The organism is Aristophania sp. ESL1100, assembly GCF_058511235.1.
Genome location: NZ_CP196394.1, coordinates 1,986,455 through 2,009,313 on the forward strand (window position 1 = coordinate 1,986,455; position 22,859 = coordinate 2,009,313).

Annotated in this window: 24 protein-coding genes and 1 riboswitch; of the genes, 8 read left to right on the top strand and 16 right to left on the bottom strand. The window is 47.4% G+C overall.

The window, feature by feature from the left end; genetic code table 11:
- Nucleotides 1-30: 30 nt before the first annotated feature.
- The 3 genes from ACSYSY_RS09055 to ACSYSY_RS09065 all read right to left on the bottom strand — a co-directional run bounded on the left by ACSYSY_RS09055 (nucleotide 31) and on the right by ACSYSY_RS09065 (nucleotide 3,837).
- The gene (locus tag ACSYSY_RS09055) at nucleotides 31-513 is read right to left on the bottom strand and encodes a RidA family protein (RefSeq protein ID WP_491707234.1); all 483 of its coding nucleotides are present in this window, start codon (nucleotides 511-513) and stop codon (nucleotides 31-33) included.
- Nucleotides 514-595: 82 nt separating this feature from the next.
- Nucleotides 596-2,374: a chloride channel protein gene (locus tag ACSYSY_RS09060; protein ID WP_491707235.1), complete on the bottom strand. Its 1,779-nt coding sequence runs from the start codon at nucleotides 2,372-2,374 to the stop codon at nucleotides 596-598.
- A 371-nt stretch (nucleotides 2,375-2,745) separates the two neighbouring features.
- Complete coding sequence (locus ACSYSY_RS09065; RefSeq protein WP_491707236.1) at nucleotides 2,746-3,837, bottom strand: glycosyltransferase; 1,092 nt, start codon at nucleotides 3,835-3,837, stop codon at nucleotides 2,746-2,748.
- Nucleotides 3,838-3,960: 123 nt separating this feature from the next.
- Here ACSYSY_RS09065 and ACSYSY_RS09070 point away from each other — a divergent pair, with 123 nt between their 5' ends.
- Nucleotides 3,961-4,749 carry an alpha/beta fold hydrolase gene (locus tag ACSYSY_RS09070; protein WP_491707237.1) on the top strand — a complete coding sequence of 263 codons (789 nt, stop codon included), beginning with the start codon at nucleotides 3,961-3,963 and terminating at the stop codon, nucleotides 4,747-4,749.
- Between the two features lie 237 nt (nucleotides 4,750-4,986).
- Here ACSYSY_RS09070 and hisD read toward each other — a convergent pair whose 3' ends face one another.
- The 3 genes from hisD to gmk form a co-directional block, all read right to left on the bottom strand.
- On the bottom strand, nucleotides 4,987-6,285 hold the full coding sequence (gene hisD, locus ACSYSY_RS09075; RefSeq protein WP_491707238.1) for a histidinol dehydrogenase: 1,299 nt from the start codon (nucleotides 6,283-6,285) through the stop codon (nucleotides 4,987-4,989).
- A 34-nt stretch (nucleotides 6,286-6,319) separates the two neighbouring features.
- Nucleotides 6,320-6,994 carry an ATP phosphoribosyltransferase gene (gene hisG / locus ACSYSY_RS09080; RefSeq protein ID WP_491707239.1) on the bottom strand — a complete coding sequence of 225 codons (675 nt, stop codon included), beginning with the start codon at nucleotides 6,992-6,994 and terminating at the stop codon, nucleotides 6,320-6,322.
- Between the two features lie 117 nt (nucleotides 6,995-7,111).
- The gene (gmk, locus tag ACSYSY_RS09085) at nucleotides 7,112-7,708 is read right to left on the bottom strand and encodes a guanylate kinase (protein WP_491707240.1); all 597 of its coding nucleotides are present in this window, start codon (nucleotides 7,706-7,708) and stop codon (nucleotides 7,112-7,114) included.
- A 204-nt stretch (nucleotides 7,709-7,912) separates the two neighbouring features.
- On the opposite strand from gmk, the gene pqqA reads away from it, so the two are divergent.
- From pqqA to pqqE, 5 genes are all read left to right on the top strand, one after another.
- Nucleotides 7,913-7,993, top strand: coding sequence for a pyrroloquinoline quinone precursor peptide PqqA (gene pqqA / locus ACSYSY_RS09090; RefSeq protein ID WP_043559425.1), 81 nt, complete (start codon nucleotides 7,913-7,915; stop codon nucleotides 7,991-7,993).
- Between the two features lie 99 nt (nucleotides 7,994-8,092).
- A complete protein-coding gene (gene pqqB, locus ACSYSY_RS09095; protein WP_491707241.1) occupies nucleotides 8,093-9,007 on the top strand; it encodes a pyrroloquinoline quinone biosynthesis protein PqqB in 915 nt (304 codons plus the stop codon).
- Nucleotides 9,004-9,729 (top strand): pyrroloquinoline-quinone synthase PqqC, encoded by a 726-nt coding sequence (gene pqqC, locus ACSYSY_RS09100; protein ID WP_491707242.1) that lies wholly within the window; start codon nucleotides 9,004-9,006, stop codon nucleotides 9,727-9,729. The genes pqqB and pqqC overlap by 4 nt, the downstream gene beginning before the upstream one ends.
- A 15-nt stretch (nucleotides 9,730-9,744) precedes the next feature.
- Nucleotides 9,745-10,017: a pyrroloquinoline quinone biosynthesis peptide chaperone PqqD gene (gene pqqD / locus ACSYSY_RS09105; protein WP_491707243.1), complete on the top strand. Its 273-nt coding sequence runs from the start codon at nucleotides 9,745-9,747 to the stop codon at nucleotides 10,015-10,017.
- Nucleotides 10,014-11,114: a pyrroloquinoline quinone biosynthesis protein PqqE gene (gene pqqE, locus ACSYSY_RS09110; protein ID WP_491707244.1), complete on the top strand. Its 1,101-nt coding sequence runs from the start codon at nucleotides 10,014-10,016 to the stop codon at nucleotides 11,112-11,114. Before pqqD ends, pqqE begins: the two co-directional genes overlap by 4 nt.
- 1 nt (nucleotide 11,115) lies before the next feature.
- On the opposite strand, the gene ACSYSY_RS09115 is transcribed toward pqqE, so the two are convergent.
- The 10 genes from ACSYSY_RS09115 to ACSYSY_RS09160 all read right to left on the bottom strand — a co-directional run bounded on the left by ACSYSY_RS09115 (nucleotide 11,116) and on the right by ACSYSY_RS09160 (nucleotide 20,419).
- Nucleotides 11,116-12,963, bottom strand: a complete 1,848-nt coding sequence (locus ACSYSY_RS09115; protein WP_491707245.1) for a glycosyltransferase — start codon at nucleotides 12,961-12,963, stop codon at nucleotides 11,116-11,118.
- Nucleotides 12,964-13,033: 70 nt separating this feature from the next.
- Nucleotides 13,034-13,522, bottom strand: coding sequence for a 6,7-dimethyl-8-ribityllumazine synthase (gene ribH, locus ACSYSY_RS09120; protein ID WP_491707246.1), 489 nt, complete (start codon nucleotides 13,520-13,522; stop codon nucleotides 13,034-13,036).
- A 2-nt stretch (nucleotides 13,523-13,524) separates the two neighbouring features.
- Nucleotides 13,525-14,766 (bottom strand): 3,4-dihydroxy-2-butanone-4-phosphate synthase, encoded by a 1,242-nt coding sequence (gene ribB / locus ACSYSY_RS09125; protein WP_491708268.1) that lies wholly within the window; start codon nucleotides 14,764-14,766, stop codon nucleotides 13,525-13,527.
- A 5-nt stretch (nucleotides 14,767-14,771) separates the two neighbouring features.
- Complete coding sequence (locus ACSYSY_RS09130; protein WP_491707247.1) at nucleotides 14,772-15,425, bottom strand: riboflavin synthase; 654 nt, start codon at nucleotides 15,423-15,425, stop codon at nucleotides 14,772-14,774.
- Between the two features lie 3 nt (nucleotides 15,426-15,428).
- Complete coding sequence (ribD, locus tag ACSYSY_RS09135; protein ID WP_491707248.1) at nucleotides 15,429-16,544, bottom strand: bifunctional diaminohydroxyphosphoribosylaminopyrimidine deaminase/5-amino-6-(5-phosphoribosylamino)uracil reductase RibD; 1,116 nt, start codon at nucleotides 16,542-16,544, stop codon at nucleotides 15,429-15,431.
- A gap of 56 nt (nucleotides 16,545-16,600) precedes the next feature.
- A riboswitch (FMN riboswitch) is annotated at nucleotides 16,601-16,758 on the bottom strand.
- 129 nt (nucleotides 16,759-16,887) lie between these two features.
- A complete protein-coding gene (locus ACSYSY_RS09140; RefSeq protein WP_491707249.1) occupies nucleotides 16,888-17,178 on the bottom strand; it encodes a hypothetical protein in 291 nt (96 codons plus the stop codon).
- 250 nt (nucleotides 17,179-17,428) lie between these two features.
- Nucleotides 17,429-17,866 carry a hypothetical protein gene (locus ACSYSY_RS09145; RefSeq protein WP_491707250.1) on the bottom strand — a complete coding sequence of 146 codons (438 nt, stop codon included), beginning with the start codon at nucleotides 17,864-17,866 and terminating at the stop codon, nucleotides 17,429-17,431.
- A gap of 202 nt (nucleotides 17,867-18,068) precedes the next feature.
- Nucleotides 18,069-18,377 (bottom strand): hypothetical protein, encoded by a 309-nt coding sequence (locus ACSYSY_RS09150; protein WP_491707251.1) that lies wholly within the window; start codon nucleotides 18,375-18,377, stop codon nucleotides 18,069-18,071.
- Nucleotides 18,378-19,081: 704 nt separating this feature from the next.
- The gene (locus ACSYSY_RS09155) at nucleotides 19,082-19,558 is read right to left on the bottom strand and encodes a hypothetical protein (protein WP_491707252.1); all 477 of its coding nucleotides are present in this window, start codon (nucleotides 19,556-19,558) and stop codon (nucleotides 19,082-19,084) included.
- Nucleotides 19,559-19,642: 84 nt separating this feature from the next.
- On the bottom strand, nucleotides 19,643-20,419 hold the full coding sequence (locus ACSYSY_RS09160; protein WP_491707253.1) for a Crp/Fnr family transcriptional regulator: 777 nt from the start codon (nucleotides 20,417-20,419) through the stop codon (nucleotides 19,643-19,645).
- A gap of 217 nt (nucleotides 20,420-20,636) precedes the next feature.
- On the opposite strand from ACSYSY_RS09160, the gene ACSYSY_RS09165 reads away from it, so the two are divergent.
- A complete protein-coding gene (locus tag ACSYSY_RS09165) occupies nucleotides 20,637-21,503 on the top strand; it encodes an OmpW/AlkL family protein (RefSeq protein WP_491707254.1) in 867 nt (288 codons plus the stop codon).
- A gap of 305 nt (nucleotides 21,504-21,808) precedes the next feature.
- Complete coding sequence (locus ACSYSY_RS09170; RefSeq protein ID WP_491707255.1) at nucleotides 21,809-22,858, top strand: efflux RND transporter periplasmic adaptor subunit; 1,050 nt, start codon at nucleotides 21,809-21,811, stop codon at nucleotides 22,856-22,858.
- Nucleotide 22,859 lies beyond the last annotated feature (1 nt).

Consider the following 22,859-nt stretch of genomic DNA (forward strand, 5'->3'; position numbering starts at 1 on the left):
ATCCACTACGTTAAATAAAATAGGTATGTTTCAAACGATTTCAAAGAGGGCTTCCACCTCTACAGGTGCATTTAAAGGCAGAGAAATCACGCCGACAGCAGCCCGGGCATGTCTGCCGCGTTCACCAAACAGCTCGACCGCAAGATCAGACGCACCATTGATAATGCGGGCATGATTTTCAAATCCCGGCGTGCAGGCAACAAATCCCCCTATCCGGACAACCTGTTTGATGCGGGATAGGTCGCCCCCCAGAGCAGCTTTAGCCTGTGCTAGAATATTGAGAAAGCACGCCCGTGCACAGCTCATGCCGTCTTCTTCTGTCACTTCACCGCCCAGCTTGCCCTTTATCAGCAAGGCACCTTCATGAAGGGGTAATTGCCCTGAAATGACCAGGTGATGCCCCGTTATAAGGGCAGGCACGTAATTCGCTACAGGAGCTGCCGCCTGTGGCAGCGTGATCTGGAGCTGATGAAGACGTGCTTCGACATCATTTATTTTGGAAGTGTCAGACATTTTTGTTCATTCCTTGTTTCAGTCTCCTTTTGGTGCAGGGTGCGCTTCCATTAAGGGAAGCACAACCCTTTTCATGCGTTATTCAGACAGAAAACCGGTCTTCTCCAGCCAGTTCCCGGCGGGAGCGTTCCAGTTCTGCGGCATAACGCCTTAATGTGTAAGCCTCACCAAGCTGCCCAACAACAACGCGGGACATCAGGTCCTCCACAACGGCCAGGGCATCCACCTCATATCTGGTAAATAAGGAAGCCGCTTCCTTGATGTTCATCTGTGGTGTCAGCATGGCCTCTTTCCATCCGGCCAGCTCATTGACCGTCTTATCTCCCTCCTGACAGGCGTGAAGGTCCGTAATGGAAACCATTCCCTGATACCGGCCCGCTTCATCAATCACGATAATTCTGTGCCCACTTCCCAGAGGAAAGAGCTTTTGTGCCTGTGAGACCGTCACAGAGGGATGAAGGCTGCGGATCGTCACACGCATCAGGCTTTGAACGGTCAGGGATCTGATACAGCCGACATCAATAGCCGACCGGATTGATTCACCGCGCAGATGAAAACGCCAGGTGGCAAAGCTATAGCCAAAGAGCCGCCTCGTTGTCAGAAGCGAGAGAATGGCAGCCAGGATCAGGGCTGGAACGACAGGAATTTGCCCGGTCATTTCCAGAGTAATGCTCATAATCGTTAAAGGCGCACCGATAATGGCCACAGCCATCGCTTCCATACCGATGAGGGCACATAAGGTTATGTTATGAGGGGCAAGCCCATAAGGTGTCAGAACAAGTCCGAAGCCTGTCCCGGCCAGAGAGCCGAGATAGAGAGAGGCGAAAAACAGCCCCCCTCTGAAACCTGAGCCGATAGAAAGGGTGGAGGCAAGAGCTTTGGCGAGCAACAGAAGCAGTGCTATGAGGGAAAAATTCTGCCCTTCAAGAAGGAGGCGCAGGGCTTCATGCCCTGAAGAAAGGACTGACGGGCTCCAGGCAGCCAGAGAGCCAACAGCCAGTCCTCCCCAGAGAGGTTTCGTCCATTGCGGGCCGGGTATTCGTTTAAACAGGGCTTCACTTTGCGTGACGCTGTACATAATTAGAATGGCAATAAGGGCGCAGAGAACCCCAAGGACTATAATGCCCGTCAGATCATGCCATTCTATGGGAGGCAGGGGCGTGATCTTTACATCATTATGGAGTCCCCCACATGAATTGACGACGGCCAATCCTGTAATTGAGGCAATGGCAACAGGGCATAATGAGACGAGGGAATAGGTGCCGATGACCAGCTCAAAAGCGTAAAAAGCCCCGGCAATGGGGGCATCAAAGGCAGAGCCAATGGCACCGGCAGCCCCTGCTCCAACCAAAATGCGAAGGTCTTCCCGCCGAACGCGGAACGCCTGCCCCAGTGCCGATCCCAGGGAAGCTGCAATTTGTGTAAAGCCTGCTTCCAGCCCGATGGAGGCGCCGAAGCCGTTTGAAAGAAGGGTTTGTGAGACCACGATAAGGCTATCGCGCACAGACATCTTGCCACCATGAAGGGCATTGGCCTCAATAGGGTCAACAAGATGCCTTTTCAGGAATGTTCTGACCCAGAGCCCGAAAAGCCCAACCAGAATGCCGCCAACGCCCAGAACAACCAGACATCGCCAGAGAGGGAGCGAGGTAAGGCCTGAAAGCCGTCCCCCATTATCCAGTCCATAAAAAAGGGCATGAGCCAGAAGTGTTATATGCGTTATAATAAGAACGCAGACGCCTCCCAATGCCCCGATAAGGGCTGCAAGTAACGTCAGACCTATTTCACTTTGTCTGATAAAAACACGCAAAGCAAAAGGGACGTAGTACCTGACACGAATTTTGTTACGTAAGGGAGGCATAGCTCATAACTTCAGCCGCGCAACCGGTTTCCAAAGTTTTTCTGATCACAGAAAGCGTTGGCATTTTAGACACGGACACGATGCTTGGATTTTCCTTTATCAGGTCGTGCGGTTAAAATAGGCTTCCTGAATATAACACCAATCAGCATCGTGATATAGAAGGTTTTTGAAAATGAGTATTTTTCGTTCTGATTTATATCGTATCAGAGCGTTGTTCCGGGAGCGGCGTCTTTCGATATCTGGTAGCTGATGTGACCGGGGGGGGGACGCAGGCCTCTCTATGGGAGATCAGAGCCTTCTGCCAACCTGGATTTTATAATGCGTATGTTGGCAGTTTCAGGCTTATTTGTATGGCCGTAAGGTGTAAATTTTTATGTAACGTTAGAAGGCAGTAAAGCCTGCATACGTTTAAGCACCTCGCATCCGTGTGCTTCGAAACTTTCCTCGCTATAGTATTTATGCATATAATTCAAAGCGTTTGTGCCCTTCTCTTCCAGTATGGAAGGGGTATCGAAAATAGTTTTCAAAGTTGCACAAATAGCTTCTGGAATATCCCCTTCCAATACAAACCCTGTATTCTGTTCCAGGCTGGTTTTTATTTCTCCTACAGGCGTGGCTAATAAGGGTAGTCCCGTCGATAATGCTTCATGGGTAGCCAGGCACATTCCCTCGTAAAGAGAGGGTTGTGCGTAAAGGTCTATATCTTTCAGGTAGTTATAAACATCTGGAGAGTAACCCAGAAGCGTAACACACTCATTTAAACCAAGATCTTCAATGAGTGCCTGTAAATTATTTTTTTCCGGCCCGTCTCCCAGAATTGAGACAGATATCCTATGGGCATAGTGCGGATAACGATTTCTGAAGAGGGAAATACCCTTAAGGAGCGAAGAATAATTCTTTTGCGGATGGAGGCGCCCAATACTGCCAATTCTAAGTGTTCTATCCAGGTCCCATGAAGGACGGGAAATTTTTTCAGCATTGCAGTAAAAAAGTGGCCAGACAAGAGTCTCTGATGGAGGAACTTTCATAACTTTCTGAACAAAATCTTTCACGGCGTAAGAATCCGCTATCCAGAGTTTACTAAGTGATTTCCACAATTTTGTTGAGCTTTTCAGCGTGGCACTATGTTTCCAGCTGACAACGGGAATTCCCAGTAATTTTCCAACAATAGACCCGACGTTGCTTGCTCTCGTTAAAGAGGTAAGGATGATGTCTGACGATCCGTTCTGTTTGATATATTTTATATATCTTATGACATGTTTGAATTTAGGATCGCGTGTTTCGGAAAATGCGTGAGTGGAAAAACCTGCTTCCTGGAGGCGATGTTCAGCCAGCCGGTCCCCTGCTTCACAGGCAATGATTCTGACGTCATGTCCCATTTTAGTGAATAGTTTTACAACAGGGAGTATGGCAAACTCCGCGCCACCACCATCAAAACTTGTTACCAGATAATCAATTTTCATGAGATTCAGGGCACACTTCCATCATATCACGGATAATTGTGGATAAAAGACCATCAGATCTTTATGAAACGAATAACAATTATATTAGAAAAACTCAAAAAGATAAATTGTTAAAGAAGTGTTATGTACTTGTCTTGTTCAAATTTTCATAATTCCGACGATAATCAGAAAGAACCCGTTATTCTCCTCCATGGTCTTTTGGGGAGGGGGCGTAACCTGGGGATGTTGCAGAGAGCCCTTAATCCTTCTTTCCATGCCATTACTATGGATTTGCGGTCTCATGGCACTAGCCCCCATGGGATGATAACCTATCCCGATATGGTCCAGGATGTTCTTGAAACGCTGGATCGGCTCGGAATTTCCAAAGCCTCTTTTTTCGGGCATTCCATGGGCGGTAAGGTTGCCATGGCTCTTGCCCTTCTGGCCCCGGAACGTGTGAAGAAACTTTGTGTGGCTGATATAGCCCCTGTTCTTACGTCTCATGGCAGCGGAACTCTTGTAAAATCGCTTTCGCAGCTCAAACTGCCTGATCTGAAAAACAGGTCGGAAATAAGAAACTTCCTTCTCCCTTATTGTGGCAGTGAAGACGTTTCTGCACTGGTGGGGCAGAACATTGTGCCAGGCACGCCTGCTCAATGGGAGATAGGATTTAATGAAATTGTCAGAAGTATTGATGAGATAGAAGCCTGGCCTGACACCCTTTTGTCAGCCCATTGGGATGGACCTGCCCTTTTTATAAAAGGCGGCAATTCCCCTTATATTCAACCACAACATTACAATCTTATCCACAAACTTTTCCCCAAGGCTGAAATCAACACCCTGCCAGATACCAATCATTGGCTTCATGTTGAAAAACCGGTTATTTTTAACCAAATGGTTCTTGATTTTTTCAAGGGGACAACATGTCTTTAACGACTCGGAATGCCCGGTTTTGTCAGGAAAACGATTCGGGAAGTCGGTAATGATCCAAACGTTGTCAGGACCACTCTCATAAGCCCGGATTCAATAAACAAGGCCCCTCTTTAAGTAAGGATAGCGTTTTTTATTGTGGGAATCAGGCTGAATAATCCACAGAATTGAAAGCACGCTATATTACGCAATAGCAGAAATATTTTTATCTCTCCTGATGTCTTATCAGGAGAGACATCATTAGTTCCCGAAAAGCTTCAATCGCTCTGAAAGACTGAGAGCATGAGCCTCCAATCCTTCTTCAAGTGCAAGTGTGACACCCGCTGGACCAATGGCTTTCAACCCGTTTTCATCAGTTTCGATTGAGGTCGTGCGCTTCAGGAAGTCAAAAACGGAGAGGCCGGAAGCAAAGCGGGCTGTTCTACTGGTGGGGAGAACATGATTGGGGCCGCCAACATAGTCCCCTAACGCTTCAGGACAGAAACGCCCCATGAAAATAGCACCGGCATGGCGTATTTTTTTGCTGAAGGCTCGGGGATTATCAAGCAGCAGTTCCAGATGTTCCGGGGCCAGTGCATTGACGATTTCAGAAGCTTCATCATCATTGCGGACGGTAATGATGGCGCCATGCCGGTCCCAGCTCTGGCGGGCAATGGAAGCCCGTTTGAGGGTTTTAAGAGCATGTTCCACTGCCTCTTCCACCAGATCGGCAAAAGCGGCTTCTGTTGTGACCAGAATAGCCTGGGCCTGCTCATCATGCTCAGCCTGGGCGAGGAGATCAATCGCGACAAGATGGGGGTCGTTGTGGTCATCTGCGACGATCACAACCTCTGAAGGGCCGGCAATACTGTCAATTCCGACATGACCAAAGACCTGTCTTTTGGCCTCTGCAACATAAGCATTGCCCGGTCCGACAATCCGGTCCACTGGAGCGATGGTCTGCGTGCCATAGGCCATGGCGCCGACAGCCTGTGCCCCCCCAATACGGTAAACTTCGTCAATTTCGCAAAGCTGGGCTGCGGCCATCACCAGGGGGTTTAAGATTCCTCCGGGAGTGGGCACGCACATGGCCAGGCGCTTCACACCGGCAACCCGTGCAGGCATGGCATTCATCAGAACCGATGAGGGATAAGCCGCTTTTCCACCCGGAACGTAAAGTCCCACTGCGTCCAGAGGCGTCCATCTCATGCCCAACCGCACACCATCTTCGTCGACATAGTCCAGGTCACGGGGCATTTGTGCCTGATGAAAGGCCTTGATCCGCCGTGCGGCAAGTTTCAGGGCTTCTTTTGTTTCCGGGGCAACCTGGGCGGCACTTTGGCTGATTTCCTGTGGTGTGACCCGGATTGTTTCAACGGTCAGAGGGAAATGATCAAAGCGCGTGGTATAGTCGCATAAGGCGACGTCCCCTCTTTTTCGGATGTCAGCCAGAATGGTTCTGACCGGCTCTGCAACGGACTGTGTTTCCTCACCCCGATCAGCCAGAATTTTCTGAAAAGAAAGAGCGAAATTTTCTGTTTTTGTATCAAGACGTTTCATAACAGAGAGGTGTCCTTATCTGAAGATTGTCTGATTATGACAGAGACGCAAGGGCCTGACGGAACTGTTCGATCAGGGTGCTGATTTCTTCCGGTCGGGTTTTCAGGGCTACGCGATTGACAATCAACCGACTTGTCACATGGGCAACGGTCTCAATTTCTTCCAGCCCGTTGGCTTTCAACGTGGAGCCGGTATCGACCAGATCGACAATAACGTCAGCCATATCAAGAGCAGGCGCCAGCTCCATAGCACCGTGAAGATGCACAATCTCGGCATTCACAGCGCGCGAAGCAAAGTGACGACGGGCGATGGTAGGGTATTTCGTTGCGACTCTCAGGCGGGACCGCCCTTCAGGCGCCTCCTCTTCAGAGGTTTTTCTTTTCAGGCGGGCAACAGAGATGCGGCAGCCTCCAATGCCCAGGTCCAAAGGGGCATAAAGGTCGGGATAGTCAAACTCCATCAGGACATCAGCACCGCAGACTCCGATATCGGCCCCGCCATAGGCAACAAAAGTGGCAACATCAAAAGAGCGGACACGGACGACGTCAATATTTTTGCTGGCTGTGGGGAAACGGAGGCGACGGCTGCTTTCATCCAGGCAGTCAGGGGCTGGCTCCAGCCCTGTATGAGACAGGACAGGGCGTAATGCTTTGAGAATACGCCCTTTAGGAAGGGCGAGAATCAGCGGCATGCTCTGCCTGTCAGTCATGAAAAGCTCCTGATGTCGAAAAGATTCATCAAACTTTAAAGACTATTGCTGCATATCCTGACCCTGACAAGAGGAGTCAGAGCTGTAAAATGCTCAGAATGATGTTTCCGTATAACGTCAGAAAGAACAGCGCCCTGTTGTCAGGCGAGCCGCTTCAAGAATTGATCGTGCCTGATGGATCGCTTTTTCAAGTGATTCATTGACCAGCACATAGTCAAATTCTGACCAGTGAGACATTTCAGCAGTGGCTGCTTCCATTCTTTTTGCAATTTCTGCTTCGCTGTCAGATTGGCGCCCTTTAAGGCGTGCCTCAAGTTCCTCAAGCGATGGTGGCATGACAAAAAGGCCGACAACATCCTGCGGGAGCGCTGTTTTCATCTGGCGATAGCCCTGCCAGTCAATATCAAGAATGACGTCTTTCCCTTCGCTTAATGCCGCTTCCAGCGGAGCGCGGGGTGTGCCATAGCCACGGCCGAAAACCTCAGCCCATTCTAGAAGCTCGTCATTGGCGGCCATTTCACGGAACTGCTCAAGTGTACGGAAATAATAGTGAGTCCCTTCTTCTTCTCCGGGGCGTGGGGCACGTGTTGTTACGGAAACAGAGGTGAAAAGATGGGAATCCGTTGCTCTTAAAGCCTGGGCGATCGTTGATTTGCCGGCTCCGGAAGGGGCGGAGATGACGAGACAGACCCCCCGTCTTTCAGCGTGTGTCATAAACTGTATCATTCCTTTTGATTAACCGGCTTTGTCCCTGATAACAGGTGGTTAGAGCTCTCTTTTGTAACAAATCACAATAGTGTGTAAGGCTTTATGTTCATAGCTGAGCTTTTTTTATTTTTCTAAAAGATTAAATAGGGTTACGTTAAGGAATCGAAGTCTTGGACGTTGAGACTTTGGAAATTGATCAAGGAGGCACACATGGCCTGGAATACACCTAAAGTCACAGAAATTCCCCTGGGCGGAGAAATCAATTCTTACGTCTGCGGTGAAAAAAAATAATAATGCCCCTGTCTAATTGGGGGAACGGCTGCTCCCCGGAGCAGCCGTTTTCTTTTATAGACAGGGTAATTTTGTGACCTGGTAAAAGGTGTTGAGCTGATGTTGAAAGCGATTGTTCTTGGAGCGTCTGCGGGAGGCGGGTTTCCGCAGTGGAATTCGGCGGCTCCCGGGTGCCTGAAAGCGCGCGCAGGGCAAGGGGCCAAGGCCCGGACGCAGGCCTCTGTGGCGGTGAGTGCTGACGGAGAACACTGGTTTTTACTCAATGCATCACCTGATCTGAGGCAACAGATCCTCACAACGCCAGCCTTGCAGCATAAAGGTTCCTTACGCGGGACGCCGATTCAAGGTGTTATTCTCAGTAATGCCGAGATTGATTCCGTTACGGGTCTTTTAACCATGCGTGAAAGAGAGCCTTTTACCCTTATGGGGAGCCGCTCGACGATGGCGCAGCTGGATGCGAATCCCGTGTTCGAGGCTCTTGATCGCGACATTGTAAAGCGCGAGAGCCTGCCTTTATTCCAGACAATTCCTCTTCTGCTGAAAGATGGCCGTCCTTCCGGCTTGACGCTTGAGGCCTTTACGGTGCCCGGTAAAGCGCCACTTTACGCTGAAAAAGCAGGCACAAAGCCTGATGATTCCCTGGGATTATCGATTTCAGATGGTCAGAAAACACTTCTTTTTGTTCCAGGATGTGCCGAGATTACGCCGGATCTTTTAAACCGGGCTCAACAAGCAGACCTGCTCTTCTTTGATGGGACATTATGGCAGGATGATGAGATGATTAAAGCGGGGCTTAGTCCCAAAACCGGACATAGAATGGGGCATGTTTCCGTTAATGGCGGTGATGGGCCGCTGCGCAATTTTGCTCCCTGTTCAAAAACTAAAAAAGTCTTTATCCATATCAATAATTCTAATCCGATTTTACTTGAAGACAGCCCGGAACGTCGGATTGCTGAAGAAGCGGGCTGGACCGTTGCCGAAGATGGCATGACATTTCAGTTGGGGGCCGCATGAGCACACTTCTTACGCCTGATGAACTTGAAGCCGCATTACGCAAAATTGGGGCGGAGCGTTACCACCGCCAGCATCCACTTCATAAAGCTATGTATGCCGGGAAGCTGACAAAGGCACAGCTTCAAGCATGGGCTTTGAACCGCTATTATTATCAGGCGATGATCCCTGTAAAGGATGCCTTGTTACTTGCGCGCCTCCCTACCCCGGACCTTCGTCGCGAATGGCGCCACCGTATTGAGGATCATGATGGCACAGAGCCTAATACAGGGGGGATTGCCCGCTGGCTCAAACTGACCGATGGGTTGGGGCTGGATCGTGATTATGTGATCAGTCTGAAAGGGCTTCTGCCTGCCACCCGTTTTGCGGTGGATGCCTATGTTGCCTTCGTGAGGGACCGGTCTATTCTGGCAGCCATCGCCTCTTCTCTGACAGAGCTCTTTTCGCCTACCATTATCGGGGAGCGAATGGAGGGGATGCTCAAGAATTATGACTTTATCTCCGAAGAGACGATGGCTTATTTTGCCCCGCGTCTGACGCAGGCTCCGCGTGATTCAAAATTTGCCCTGGCTTATGTCAAGGAACATGCCAAAACGATTGAGCAGCAACAGGAAGTCCTGCATGCGCTTGAGTTCAAATGTTCCATTTTGTGGGAGCTGCTGGATGCTCTTGAACATGCCTATAGTGAAGGTCATATTCCTCCAGGGGCCTTTGTGCCGAAATAACGCTGTTCAATCATTATGTTAACTGAAAATTGCTGTCTTAAATTTGCCCGTGGGCACCGGCTTCAACATGATAAAGTGCGTCAGCTCTGGTTGATTCAGGCTCCTGAAAAAGCCTTTATTATTGATGACATTGCGGCAGCAATTCTCAGTCTTATTGATGGCAGTCGTAATGTTGGTGCGATCATTGAAGATTTGGCCGGGCGCTATAAGGCAGATCGGGATCTTATAGCACGCGACGTGTTGGCGCTTCTTTCGGATCTTCAAGGTAAAGGTGTGCTTATTTTATGACAACGCCCTTCATTCCTTCTGCAAAAGAGGCTCCCCCGATGAGCCTCCTTGCGGAAATTACCCATCGTTGTCCCCTTTCCTGCCCTTATTGTTCCAACCCGTTAGAGCTTGAGCGTAAATCGCAGGAACTTCCGACGGAAAGCTGGAAGCGGGTTTTAAGAGAAGCAGCCGAGCTCGGTATTTTACAGGTTCATTTTTCAGGCGGTGAGCCCATGGCTAGGCCTGATCTTTGTGAACTGATTGCGTATGCTCGCAGTTTGAACCTTTATACGAACCTTATTACCTCGGGTGTCTTCCTGACAGATGAGGCCATGAAAGCCCTTGATGAAGCAGGGCTTGACCATGTGCAGCTGTCTTTTCAGGATGTCATGCCGGAAGAGGCCGACCGGCTTAGTGGCTTTAAACATGTTCAGCCGCGTAAGTTGGAGGCGGCACGCCGTATCCGTGAAGCCGGCTTGCCTTTAACGTTGAATTTTGTGCTTCATAAAGGCAATATTGAGCGTATGCCTGCCATGTTTGCCTTGGCTCGTGAGCTTGGGGCGATCCGTGTGGAAATGGCACATACGCAATATTATGGCTGGGCTCTTCAAAACAGGGCTGCCCTGCTTCCCAGCAAAGCACAGCTTGACGCAGCCCAGAAATTTGTTGATGCAGAGAGGGAAAAAGGCGGCCTGGCGATTGATTATGTCACGCCTGATTACTACGCAGACCGGCCAAAACCCTGCATGGGTGGATGGGGACGGCGTTTTCTGAACATCAGTCCTTCCGGCCGCGTTCTCCCTTGCCATGCGGCTGAGACAATTCCTGAACTTGTTTTTGATAATGTAGAAGAAAAACCGCTCAGAGAAATCTGGGAAAATGGGCATGCCTTCACGTTATTTCGTGGAACAGACTGGATGCCGGAACCTTGTTCCTCCTGCGAACGTAAGGAAATTGACTGGGGTGGCTGCCGCTGTCAAGCACTAGCCCTGACTGGCAAGGCTAGTAATACAGACCCGGTTTGTAGTTTATCACCGCACCATAATATCATTTTGGAAGCTCTTAAAGAGGCTGACCAGACTAAGCCAGCCCCGACATTTATTTACAGGAAGTTTTAACTTAGTTGAGACGTAATCTCTTTTTGAGTCTTGTCCAAAGCGGTCTTATGGGGAAGTTATAGACATTGTCGTTAAAGAAGATGCATAGAAAGCCGCCTCGAAAAACGACATAGTTATTCCAGCGGCAGAACCGTTCCAATAAGGTAGGTCTAAAATTTGGCGTTTGAGATCTGTAATGCCAATAGAGCTCCTTAAAGGGCGTTATAGTGCCTAATTTCCATGGTTTCCTGCAACTGAGGAAATGAAATATAGCTAGATTATAGACGGCTTCTGAGAATTCTTCCAAGGTGTATACTCTGTCTCCTTCGATTCTAGAATCGTTAGCTCTTGGACCATATGAGACAAGATAGAACATGAAATTCCATCTTAGAGGTAGGGCTAATATGTCATCGCGAAATGCCAGATTAATGATATCCTGATCCTGACATCTTATTTTTCCTTTATTTTTCTCAAAAACATCAAGGAAATGCTGGGATAACCGGCCATATCGTTTTTGTGCCAATTCAATATCGAGTAATAGGATACCTGCATTAACATAAATACTATCGGGGCGCCCTCCTGCATAAAGAGTTTTCTTGATATGCCCTAGATCTTTAATGCCGGCTATAACATGGTTTTTCAGGTCCATATTCCAAAGATCTACAATATCGTCACATATGATAATGTCTGTATCGAGATAAATAATTCTCTTTACTGACGAAGGAATGATATCCTGCAAGAAAAGACGGTAATAAGTAATTTCTGAGATATATCCTATATCAAGAGGAAGGTCCTTGACACATTTGTTGTTGATCACCTTAAATATAAGGTTTATCCTGTTTTTATAGATACTCTTTAATTCTTCGATTTTATGTTGTGACAAATTTCTCCCGTGAATGATGTAAAGATCAATATCTTTGGCATTTTGAGTGTGTGCTAAAAGGGAGTTGATAACTGCGCAGGCATGGGGAGCATAGTTATCATCAAACGACATCGTTAGATTAATCTTTTCACCGTAAAGATTTTTTTTAGCAGGAGAAATAGAATATGTTTTTTCTTTCCGTATAATTGATGAAACAATTTTCTTTGACTCTTTAAATGAGAAATATGTTTCTTCTTTTGCAGATACGGGTAAATAGTTACAGTTAATTCCGTCTATATTCGATAGGTATTTTCCATATATAGACATAACAATTATGAATATTAGCTTAAAATCTATCTGCTGTAGTTCTTCCGGGCTATATTTTTTAATATAAAAATTTATAACGCTAAATATAAAAGAACAAAAATCATGGAAGGTCTGTTTATCAAATAAAAATATTTTCCATGATAGTAAAATATCATTTTTTAATATATAATCTGTGGAATCATAATATTGTTTGTAATTTTCATTTATGAAAGTGCTTAGATCACAAATGTGTTTTTTATTGTTTGTTCGTGAGTAATAAATATCTTCAATCGTTTTAGAAGAATCAAGTGCAAATACATCTTTTATTTTAGAAAATCGTGGTATGAAGGCGCATCTATTATATGTGTTGGAACATAATTTTATTACCTGGTCTTTACGCCATTTATTAAGATGAATCTCTCTTGCGCCGATCTGAACCATTGACGCATCCAGTGCGTCAGGCCCGGAAGAGAAAGAGAAATAACACTCACTATGTGAATACCCTACAAAATCACTTAGATCATTTTTCCATATGGCATATAAGTCCAGTAAATAGTTCTCTTTTTTATTCAAAAGTTGGAATAGGTCAGGAACTTTTTCACGTTCATTTTTTAACCATTCAGAAGGTATAGTATAAAATATATCACCTTTCGTGAGTGATTGTTCGTCTTTAGATGAAAGGTAAACTGACAATTCGGTCATTAATATGTTATTCCGATTCCGAAATGGTTTAATTCTGGCTATGCTGTTGGAACCTAATGTTTTTCTTATTTTATAACAAGATAGGATTAGCGGCAGTTCTCACAAAAGAAATACTCTCCACGCATGCTGCGGCTGCTTCGCGTCCTTTATTTTCGGCATTGTCGCGTGATCGGACGACTGCCTGTTCATCGGTATAAGTCGTCAGAATACCGAAGGAAATGGGGGTTTCTGTCGTTAACTGGGCCTGCATAATGCCGATCGTGGCTCCTAGAGAAATAAACTCGAAATGAGCTGTGTCGCCTTTAATAACACAGCCAAGGCAGATAATCCCTTCATATTTTTTCGTTCTGGCGAGTTTTTGTGCCATGAGCGGCAGCTCGAATGCTCCCGGAGCGTCATAGCAGTCACTATCAGTGATGCCGTGTTCTTCCAGCCAGGCGAGGGCGCCGGCTTTTAAGCCGCCTGTTACGTCTGTATTAAAACGGCTGACGATAAGGGCCACTTTGGGCGCCGGAGAAAGGATTAATCCTTCGGGAGCGGTGGCAATATGCTGACTCATTTTCAAGTTTCCTGGAAAAAATGCCCCATGCGGGTGCGTTTGGTTTCGAGATAGTGACGATTAAAAGGGGTTGCTGGCAAGATCAAACGCTCAGAAGAAACGACCTCAAGACCCTGCTCTTTCAACCCGTCAATTTTGTCCGGGTTGTTTGTCAGTAATGTGCAGGACGTAACGCCCAGAGATTTCAGAATAGTACCAGCATCCCGCCATGTACGGGCATCAACGGGCAGACCAAGGGCTTTATTGGCATCCAGTGTATCGAATCCCTGATCCTGCAGATGATAGGCGCGGATCTTATTAGCCAACCCGATGCCACGTCCTTCCTGCCCGCGCAGATAAACCAGAACACCACTTTCAGCCTCGCCAATACGGTGCAGTGCTTCCTGCAACTGGGGTCCACAATCGCAACGGAGCGATCCCAGAGCATCGCCCGTGACACATTCGGAATGGACCCTGACCAGAGGAATCCCTTTTGAGGGATCTCCTTTTACGATGGCGATATGCTCAAGGCCGCCTTCACTTTCAAAAGCATGGATTTTAAGATCATGTCCGCCATAGAGACTGGGAAAATCAGCAATCGCCAGATCATGTGCAGGACGGTTATGCTCAGCTATAGCGTTGAAGTCCGGGCACTTATAGCCATGCTTCTCAATCCATGCCTTGAGCGCTGCGATGGAAATAATGGGCATGTTATGTTGCGCTGCATAGCGCCGCAATTCCGGCAGCCGCATCATTGTTCCGTCTTCTGCCATGATTTCGCAGATGAGACCCGCGGGCTCCAGACCAGCCAGTCTGGCAAGATCGACGGCCCCTTCTGTGTGGCCTTCCCGTCCCAGAACGCCTTGTTCGTGAGCACGTAAAGGGAACATATGACCCGGTGAAATCACATCTTCCGGTCGGGCATTGGGATTGCAGGCAGCAAGAACAGTCCGGGCGCGATCCGCTGCTGAGATACCCGTTCCGACACCCTGAGCGGCTTCGATGGAAACTGTAAAGGCGGTCCCTTTAGGGTCCTGGTTGTTCTCCGTCATGGGAGGCAGCTTCAGGCGGTCAATCTGGTCAGGCGTCAGAGACAGGCAGATCAGACCACAGCCTTGTCGGGCCATGAAATTGACAGCCTCCGGCGTGGCAAATTGAGCAGCCATCACCAGATCGCCCTCATTTTCACGGTTTTCCTCATCAACCATGATGACCATGCGCCCTTCACGCATGGCTGTAATGGCGTTTTTAAGCGAGGGGGACATTCCGCTCATTCTGCATCTCCCGGTTTGCCTATGCTCATAATGTCCTGAGAAAAGCGACAGAGTGTTTCAACATATTTGGAAAGAACATCAACTTCGACATTCAGTTCCGTGCCAATAAGAGTGGTGGAAAGATCTGTATGCTCCCAGGTATGAGGGATAATCATCAGGCCGATGATGAACCCCTTTTCCCCTTTATAAGAGGCGGCTTCTTTTATGCTGTTTACGGTCAGGCTGATTCCATCCAGTGTTATGGACCCTTTTGCCACGACGTAACGACGGAGATCTTCCGGAAGAAAAACTTCCAGTGCATGAGAGTCCCCAGCCTTTTCGACTGAAAGGAGAATGCCGGTTCTATCCACATGGCCTTGCACAATATGGCCTGATAAGCGCGTATTGAGCGAGACAGCCCGCTCAAGGTTGACGCGGCGATCAACCTCCAGGGCGCCCAGATTGGTGAGCTTCAGGGTTTCTCCGCTAATATGGAATTGGACCTCACCCTCAGCTGTAAAGGTTTCGACCGTCAGACAGACGCCATTGACAGCAATGCTTTCACCGTGCTCAAGATCCTTGAATGAACTGCTGACAGTCAGATCCATTGCCAAGTCACGTATGGAGATTTTCTTGACCTGACCCACAGTTTCGATAATGCCGGAAAACATTGCCTAATTCCTTTCGAAAGAGAGCAGCAATTGCAGGGGAGTTTTATTCTGTTGAGATGTCTGACGCCTTTTCAACAGGCTCAGATCGTCTTCGCCATTCTCTTGTTGTTGTAGGGTCCACCACTCATCCCAGAAACCTTCTTCCTCAATTGTTTTTAAAAGCGTTGGCCCCGCTTCAATCAGCGCCCAGTTGATACCCATCTCATGCAGCAGGTTCTCAGCCTCTTCTAGAGTCCGGCATGTTTTAACGATGAACTGGTCGCGTTCACGCTCTTTTTTCCACTCAGCAGGAAGCCGGTTATGACGATCCATGACAATCAACAGGCGAGGAGCGCGGTTATTGTGGTCTTTTACGTGGCGGACGGAAAAGGAAGGATGATCTGCAATAACGGTTCCGACGCCTGTGATGATGGCATCAACGGATTTTCTCAGAAGATGTGCTTTTTCAAGGGAATAAGGAGAGGTAAAGGTCGTCTGCCCAGCGGGTGGGATCATGGAGCCTTCTTTCGTGAGGGCTTGCTTGACCGTAATCCAGGGGCGTTTTTTGGTAATACGTGTCAGAAAAGGCAGAGTCAGGGCCCGACAGTCATCTGAGAGTTCTGCCAGGCGGGGCTCTTTTGCGGAAAAATCTTCAAGAAAGAACACCCTTTTCGGATTTTGCCCCTGACGTAAAACAGTGCTTCCCCCCGTGGCTTGAGGATTGGGGTCGCGCAGGCCGATCCATACTTCCTGAGCAGGGCTTTCCTTAAGGGCTTCGGCACAGGGAGGGGTGCGCCCATGATGAGCGCATGGCTCCAATGTTACAAGGACCGCATAAATCTGCTCGTATAGACCTGCTTCACGGGCCGCCTCAAGAGCCATGATTTCAGCATGAGGGGCACCTGCCCGGGGATGGGCACCAACAGACAGCACAGAGCCTTTCCGATCCAACAAGGCGCAGCCGACAGAAGGGTTAGGCGCTGTAGCACCCAATGTGCAGACGGCAGCTCCCATAGCCAGCTGAAACCCTTCAGCGATGGCCGAAAGAGGCAAAATTGTTTCAGATAATGGAGTCGTCCCTATCACAAGCTTACGCCAACCCTTGTTTTTCTCAAGGGCAGCACGCTTCTCTTTCTGCATAAGACGACACTCTGCACAAACCCGCAGGTCCGGCATTTGTCCTATGCAGGAACAAAAAGCGTCCTCTTTCATCCGGACTATACCGTCGGCCCCGGAATCCCACCGGAGTCTGCTTGACCCTTATAAAACAATGTTCATAAGGCGCTCGCGGGCTCAACAGACAAGGTCTGTTATTACCGCCGGTAGGGAATTTCACCCTGCCCTGAGAACGTCTATTAATTTTCGCCTTTTAATATGTGATGAAGCCTTAAAAAGCGCAAGAGGCTGCTTTGAGCCGTTTGCTAAAGAAAACGCGCTCAAGCAGCCTTTAAGGCATTATAAACACAGTTTTTTGATGAAGATCCTATTCATTATCGTGCTTATTCTGGTGCTTCTGTTTTGCGGGATCAGAAGGTTCCTTGACCTTGTCGCGTGCTTTTTGGGCGTTTGGCGGCTGTTTTTTATCTCCATGTCTGACATGCTCAACTTTTTTATCGACATTTTCATTAAGACAGTCAGCTTTGCTTACCAGGCGATCAAAAAAATCACCTTCTTTATGATCACAGGCAGAACTAGTGTCAGCGTAAGCATGAGGTACGAGAGAAAGTAATGATGCTAACATAGTTGCTGTTATGAAGGGACGTATTTTAATCATGATTGTAACCTTCTATTCAGGTGATGCGTAAATACGAATAATTTTAAGACAAAAGGTTTCTAAATAAACCATATTAATTAGAATATGGCCAATCATTATTTTTATAAAAAGAAAGTTTATCTGTGTTTATTATTAAGGTTAAGGCTTAATCGGCAATGAGGTCTCTAAAAAGAAAAGGCCGCTTTGCTTCCTTATAAAATAAGGAAAACGCAAAGCAGCCTCTCTAAAATTAAAATTCTACGAGTTATTTTTAACGTAGAAGGTTATCAATACGATCATGTCTGCGACGCCCGGAATCTTTCAGATCCTGTAAATCGCGTCTTTCATGGTCTCTCATATTGTGAAGTCTTTCCTCGCCGTGCTCTTTGAAACGGTCGACCTTCTCGTCAAATCTTTTCTGACCATCCAGTCTGTCAATTTTGTCTCTGAGTTTCTGTTTCTCGCGTTCAGGGGCATTTTTGATTTTGTCGCGGAACTCATCAATTTTTTCCCGGCGTTCTTCACGGTTATGTTGGAATTTATCAATTTTACTGTCCAGACGATTATCGAAACAGTCTTCCTTATTTGCCATACGATGCAGGAAATCACCGCCTTTATTATCACAATCGGAGTGATGAGCCTGCGCGAGAGGAGCAATAGTAAAAAGTGATACCATCATAGTTGCGGGTAACAATAAGCGGGTTTTCATAACCTGATCCTCTGGTTCAATGTTTGTAGGTCCCAGATAAACATAATCCTGTGAAAGAATAAAGACTTATGAATAAGCAGGATCTTAATAGGGGCTGTGCCTGATACGACTATGGCAATAATTTGATAAAGGCATCAAAACTTGGATAGCGTTCACAGAAAGCGTGTCATAAACACGCTTTCCAGACGAGAATCTCCTGAACTTAACGCATGAGGCCATCATGCTCATGATGTCTCATTTCCTCAAATTCATGCTTTCTGTGTTCTTCCATCCCGTGCAATGCTTCGCGATGTTCCATATGGTCACGTAATGCTTCGCGATGTTCCATATGGTCACGGAATCTTTCGGCATGTTCTTCGTGTTCATGATGCATTCTTTCCATCTGATGCTCTTCGTGCCTATCGAAACCATCATCATGATCATGGTGATGATGGTGGTGCGCCTGAGCAAGTGGTGCCGCAGCAAATAATGAGGCCACCATAGTTGCTGATAGAAGAAGACGTTTTTTCATAACTGTATCCTTTTCATTTGATGTCTATAAGAAGGATTTAAACATAGTATCCTGTATTAATAAAGGGCATTAGACTTAAGAAAATTTAACGATTTCCTTAATGAAATCATGATTTTGTCTTTAAAATTATGGAGTTTTATTCAGCGTATTCTCTTTATTGAATTTTATAGATACAGAGAGATAAGTTCTTATTTTAAAAGAATAAAATATCTTTTGTGATAGGCATAAAAGGCAGGGAAACAGCTCCCTGTGGATGTCGTTTCCGTAAAAATATGGGAACCGTTTAAATAGAGGCGATTGATGAAAATTTTGTTATCTATAAAGGATAGTGAGCTCCCTGAGGAAGGTCAGGACCGATGTTTCATGGTTTCTGAAAACCAGTGATAAAATTCGGATTGTCCTTGCTCTTGTCGCCGCCTTTTTGTTCGGTAAGGAGCCGCCGCCCGCGCTCTTATATAGGGCGGCTTTTCTATCATAAGGCCGTGCGAAGTCTGAACATCCGTTTTCAGTGTTCGAAGGCCTGATATCGTAAGAGGTAAAGCGTTTATATATAAATGCAACAGCTATGACTGTTGTACTGATTTCGGAGACGGGATCGCAATCCTGGCAATTTCCCGCGACCGTCTCTCCGTCTTTATAGCGCCTGCCAGAGAGATATATAAACAGACATATAATCTGTTTACGTATGCCTGCGACCCCTTAACTCAGCGGTCCCGGTAATCGCGTTCGTCTCTATCGCGATCGCTGTCTCTATCGTCGTCATTGTCTCTATAGCTTCTTTCGTGCTGTCTGTAGGTGTCATTATCGTTGTCTCTGTAGTCTCTGTCGTTGCGGTTCTGTCGATAATCTCTGTCGTCTCTGTAGTGCCCATCATCCCGGCGCTCTGATTCCTCTGCGCTGTCAGAGGTAGGGCCGAATATTCTATCGAGCCTGTCATGAAATTTCTGTGTTTCCCGTTGTGGGATGCTCTTCAGTCTGTTGCCAAAGTCTTCAAAACGTTTCTGGCCGTTTTTAAATTTATCAATTTTGCTATCCAGATTTTGATCGAAACAATCTTCCTTATTGGCCAGACGGTCCAGAAAACTTCCACCTCTGCTATTGTCGCAATCGGCCCAGGCATGTGGCGCTGTAACATACAGCAATGCCAACATGCATGCGGATGAAAATATACGCATTTTCATAATCATATCCTTTTGCTTAGCGTCTGTTTTGTGTAGCTAAACATAGTATTAGGATAGAATAAAGATATTCAAACTTAAGAAAATTTAACCATTACCTTCAGCTATACGGGTCATGCGTGAAATATTCATAATGATGATGGATTTAACATCTTCCACTTTTATCAGGCCGTCATTTTTAAACGTTTTCAACATCCGGCTGACGGTCTCTATTGTCAGTCCCAGATAGTCCGCAATATCAGTGCGGGACATTGGCAGATATAATGTTACTTCAGGTGATGAAGCCGGACATGGCTGAGAAGGGGCAGTTTTCCTGCATTCTTCAGGATTGGTGTTGCGGGCGATTGCTCTGGTTGAGGCGAGTGCCTGTTCTACAAAAAAGCTGGCCAGTCTCTCCCGGGCGGTTTTCCGGCCGAGAAGGGTGAGGCGCCCCTGCATTTTGACCAGTTCCTGCGAGGCTTCATGGCGGAGGCGTTTCTGTAATTGGGGGAAGCGCTCTGTCAGGCGGTTCATATTTTCATGGGCAAAACGGCAAAGCCTGAGCGTGCTGAGCGATTCTGCGCTAAAAGCATAGCGTTCTGTCGCGACGAGGCCAAGAAAGTCACCTGTCATTGCGAATCCGGTAATCTGGCGCCGCCCATCAGGAAGGAGATTGAAAAGCTTGGCGTGTCCTTCAGCTATGACATAAAAAGCCTGGGCCGGTTCGCTTTCTTCAATAAAAACGCGCCCGGGGGCCAGATGATAGCGTGATGATTCCGTAAGCAGGACGGAAAGATCCCTATCATCAATAGCGTTACAGATACTCATTGAACGCCCGTAACAAACGCCACATTCCCCAAGGGAAATTTCATCGGTCCTGAGCATAATAGTCCCTTTATTTCAAAGGATGAGAGAAAGAATTGGAATAAACAGCTGAAAAGAGAGCCTCTTGTTCACTGGTGCAGAAAAGACACAGATTATAAAGATTAGTTCTGTGAATGACCGTTTTGCGCCTGTTTTTGATCTATATCAAGGTTGAGAAGCAAATAAATGTGATCTGAAGAGATCAACTTATTTTGCTTGATCAGGGTCCTCTCACATTATGCAACGCAAAACGTTTAAAACATCATTTGCTGCTCTTGGGCTTATTGCAGGTTCTGCTTATGCCCAGGTTCCGGCTGCACAGCCAGCACCCCACGTAGTTCAGGGGACGGTTGCTGCCAAATCTGCCTATCAGGCAGCTCCTGATGCGCGAGTCCATTTATCAGCGCCTCAGAACACGGATTGTGGAATCTTCGAGACATGCTCGAATACCAAAATCGGTCTGGGCGCGGGCGATTTCCTGATCCGCCTCTCTGCATTAGGCACGATTACGAATAATACAAGTTCTTCAGTCAACCTTAAGAATTCGGCATTACCTTCATTGCGTGGTGCGCAAGGCCATTTGAACGCGACGAATAATGCTATGGCTGAGCTGACCTTTGAGTATTTTCTGACTGATAACGTCTCTCTTGATCTGATCGCTTCGGCAACGCATCACAAAGCGACAGCTCGTGGGACAAAAGCGAATGATGCTGGTGTTATCGGTAATGGTGATGTTGGCAAGTTCTGGGTCCTGCCACCGACTCTGACAGTTGCCTGGCATTTCCGGCCTCATAAACGTTTCAATCCCTATATTGGTGTTGGTTTGACCGTCGCATTCTTCTTCGATCAGAATCCTAAAAATCACCACACAGTCGCTGGTTTCGATCATATGAAAGCGCAGACAACTGTCGGTCCCAGCTTTGATTTCGGTTTTGATTATCAGCTCGTAGGGAATTGGTTCTTTAATGCTGACGTGAAACAAATTCTGCTCCGTACGCCTATTTCAGTTAACAGAGACAGACCAGGTGAGGTTACAGGCCGTATTCATGCTCGCGACAGTATCAACCCGACCGTTGTGGGTGCTGGTATTGCGTACCGCTTCTAAGCGTACTGCCTGATCCCAAAAGATAGAACAGAAAGCCGGAAGGGATCTCCCTCTCCGGCTTTTTCTTTGTCTGCATTCATATTGTTTCGGTTGTTTCTTGAAGAGACAGAAACATAACAGTTTTTTAATGTTGTTATAGTTCGTTGTGCCGTGACACACTCTTCAGAATATGGCAGAAATGACGGGTTTTCTCACTTCCATTATGTCATATTGTGGAGTTGTTTGCGATGGGTAGTGCACGCTCCCTGGCCAAGTATTGCGGCCTGTCTCTTCTGTGCCTTTTGTGCCTGTGGGGTGTATGGCATATGTTACAGGGCTCTCCTCTGCCGAAAGCCCCTCCTCCCATGGCCGTGCGGGAAGGAAAGTTGATCCACGTAAGAGCCGGGAGCCCACTAAGCAAACGTCTGGTTGTGGCGCCTGTTGCTTTATCAAAACTTCCTCATATGATTGAGGTGCCGGCTGAGCTTGCCGTTGTGCCTGGTCGTGCCGTTAAAATTTATCCTCCTGTTACGGGTCGTCTGACAAATATCATCGTCCAGCCTGGTCAAACGGTGCAAAAAGGAGAGGTTCTCGGGCGTCTGCTTTCAGGAGATCTGGCTCAGGCGCAATCAGAGTTTCAGAAAGCTCAGGCAGCGTTGAAACTTGCCCGTCTCACTTATCAACGCACGAAAGCGGTTACCGCAGCGGGCGGTAATGCAGTCAAGGACGTTGAATCAGCACATAATGATCTAATTCAGGCAGAGGCCGAGTCCGACAGGACGAAACGCCATCTTGAGGCGATCGGTGGTGGTGTTGATAATGCCACGAACCACGGTTTCCTGATCACAGCTCCGATCGATGGCACAGTTTCATCGATCACAGCGGGGGCTGGCCAGCAGATATCCGATGCATCTACCCCCGTTATGGAGATTGTTGATATCAGCAGTCTGTGGGTTGTGGCCCATGTGCCTGAAAATATGCTTCCCCAGCTTAATCCCACAATGGTCATGTCAGCGTCTTTTGACGGACAGGACTGTTCTGGTCCTATTACAAGCCAGAGCCCTGTTGTGCAGAATGATACCAGACGGCTTGATCTCTATCTGCGCTGTGAAAATCGTGACGGTCGCTTACATCCCGGTCAGTTTACAACAGCCTTTCTCAGCGTGCCGGAACGCCAGGAAATTATTTTACCGAAAACGGCCCTGATTATGAATAATGAGGCTGTAACGGTCATGGTTGCCGTAGCTCCCGACCATTACCAGCAGCGACAAATCACAATGAGTTATGATGAAGGCGATAATGTCAGAGTCATCAGCGGGTTGAAGGCTGGAGAACGTGTGATTACGCACGGGGCGATCCTGCTCAATGATTATTAAG

Coding starts and splice junctions, on each gene's coding strand:
- ACSYSY_RS09165 (WP_491707254.1), top strand. CDS start 20,637: ATGCAACGCAAAACGTTTAAAACATCATTTGCTGCTCTTGGGCTTATT.
- ACSYSY_RS09130 (WP_491707247.1), bottom strand. CDS start 15,425: ATGTTTTCCGGCATTATCGAAACTGTGGGTCAGGTCAAGAAAATCTCC.
- hisD (WP_491707238.1), bottom strand. CDS start 6,285: ATGAAACGTCTTGATACAAAAACAGAAAATTTCGCTCTTTCTTTTCAG.
- ACSYSY_RS09060 (WP_491707235.1), bottom strand. CDS start 2,374: ATGCCTCCCTTACGTAACAAAATTCGTGTCAGGTACTACGTCCCTTTT.
- gmk (WP_491707240.1), bottom strand. CDS start 7,708: ATGACACACGCTGAAAGACGGGGGGTCTGTCTCGTCATCTCCGCCCCT.
- pqqA (WP_043559425.1), top strand. CDS start 7,913: ATGGCCTGGAATACACCTAAAGTCACAGAAATTCCCCTGGGCGGAGAA.
- pqqC (WP_491707242.1), top strand. CDS start 9,004: ATGAGCACACTTCTTACGCCTGATGAACTTGAAGCCGCATTACGCAAA.
- ACSYSY_RS09055 (WP_491707234.1), bottom strand. CDS start 513: ATGTCTGACACTTCCAAAATAAATGATGTCGAAGCACGTCTTCATCAG.
- ACSYSY_RS09070 (WP_491707237.1), top strand. CDS start 3,961: ATGTACTTGTCTTGTTCAAATTTTCATAATTCCGACGATAATCAGAAA.
- ACSYSY_RS09150 (WP_491707251.1), bottom strand. CDS start 18,377: ATGAAAAAACGTCTTCTTCTATCAGCAACTATGGTGGCCTCATTATTT.
- ACSYSY_RS09170 (WP_491707255.1), top strand. CDS start 21,809: ATGTTACAGGGCTCTCCTCTGCCGAAAGCCCCTCCTCCCATGGCCGTG.
- ACSYSY_RS09160 (WP_491707253.1), bottom strand. CDS start 20,419: ATGCTCAGGACCGATGAAATTTCCCTTGGGGAATGTGGCGTTTGTTAC.
- hisG (WP_491707239.1), bottom strand. CDS start 6,994: ATGACTGACAGGCAGAGCATGCCGCTGATTCTCGCCCTTCCTAAAGGG.
- ribB (WP_491708268.1), bottom strand. CDS start 14,766: ATGTCCCCCTCGCTTAAAAACGCCATTACAGCCATGCGTGAAGGGCGC.
- ribH (WP_491707246.1), bottom strand. CDS start 13,522: ATGAGTCAGCATATTGCCACCGCTCCCGAAGGATTAATCCTTTCTCCG.
- ACSYSY_RS09115 (WP_491707245.1), bottom strand. CDS start 12,963: ATGACCGAATTGTCAGTTTACCTTTCATCTAAAGACGAACAATCACTC.
- pqqD (WP_491707243.1), top strand. CDS start 9,745: ATGTTAACTGAAAATTGCTGTCTTAAATTTGCCCGTGGGCACCGGCTT.
- ACSYSY_RS09145 (WP_491707250.1), bottom strand. CDS start 17,866: ATGAAAACCCGCTTATTGTTACCCGCAACTATGATGGTATCACTTTTT.
- ribD (WP_491707248.1), bottom strand. CDS start 16,544: ATGCAGAAAGAGAAGCGTGCTGCCCTTGAGAAAAACAAGGGTTGGCGT.
- pqqB (WP_491707241.1), top strand. CDS start 8,093: ATGTTGAAAGCGATTGTTCTTGGAGCGTCTGCGGGAGGCGGGTTTCCG.
- pqqE (WP_491707244.1), top strand. CDS start 10,014: ATGACAACGCCCTTCATTCCTTCTGCAAAAGAGGCTCCCCCGATGAGC.
- ACSYSY_RS09140 (WP_491707249.1), bottom strand. CDS start 17,178: ATGATTAAAATACGTCCCTTCATAACAGCAACTATGTTAGCATCATTA.
- ACSYSY_RS09155 (WP_491707252.1), bottom strand. CDS start 19,558: ATGAAAATGCGTATATTTTCATCCGCATGCATGTTGGCATTGCTGTAT.
- ACSYSY_RS09065 (WP_491707236.1), bottom strand. CDS start 3,837: ATGAAAATTGATTATCTGGTAACAAGTTTTGATGGTGGTGGCGCGGAG.